This is a genomic window from Mangrovimonas futianensis, assembly GCF_021245805.1.
Lineage (GTDB): Bacteria > Bacteroidota > Bacteroidia > Flavobacteriales > Flavobacteriaceae > Mangrovimonas > Mangrovimonas futianensis.
Map to the genome: position 1 here is coordinate 1 of NZ_JAJJNF010000025.1, position 592 is coordinate 592.

General features: G+C 44.9%; 1 protein-coding gene. It reads left to right on the forward strand.

The genetic code is table 11. The features are described 5' to 3' along the window. On the forward strand, window positions 1-585 hold a 585-nt coding region (locus LOK78_RS16375; protein WP_232635665.1), incomplete at its 5' end, for a type IX secretion system membrane protein PorP/SprF. Window positions 586-592 lie beyond the last annotated feature (7 nt).

A 592-nucleotide genomic window follows, 5' to 3' on the forward strand; every position in this document is an offset into this window, starting at 1 on the left:
TTTCAGACAACATACAACGATCCGGTAATTGACCCCTACGTCACAGATGATAGGGCCACTTCAAACAATAATTTCGACGTGGGGGCTCTGTACCGTTGGGGAGGATATTACTTCAGCTTCAACGTAAACAACCTGCTGGACAAAAAATGGAACGATGACTACGATTTCTCCAAGATCGAGCCGGAACTCCTCAGGAACTACCAGATATATACAGGATATGTCATCAAGAGCAAGAACAACAAGTTCATCGAAATGGAACCGTCCATTTTCTACCAGAACTTCTCAAGTGACGGAAGGTCTACAACAGATGTCAACTTCAAGTACAGAAAGTTCAACAGAAAAGAAGATTACTACTGGATTGGCGCCTCTTACAGGTTCCTTAACGACCAGTTCTTCAAACCGCTGAACATTGGGCCAATGGCAGGGATCATGAAGTCCAAGTTCTATTTTGCATACTCGTACCAGATCACTATGAACGACCTGATAGGCTACAACTCCGGTACACACATGATCACAATTGGTATCGACTTCCTACAGGGGCTCTCGGACTGCCCGTGCACCGCAAGCAAGCATAGAATGTATTAGTGGTTAC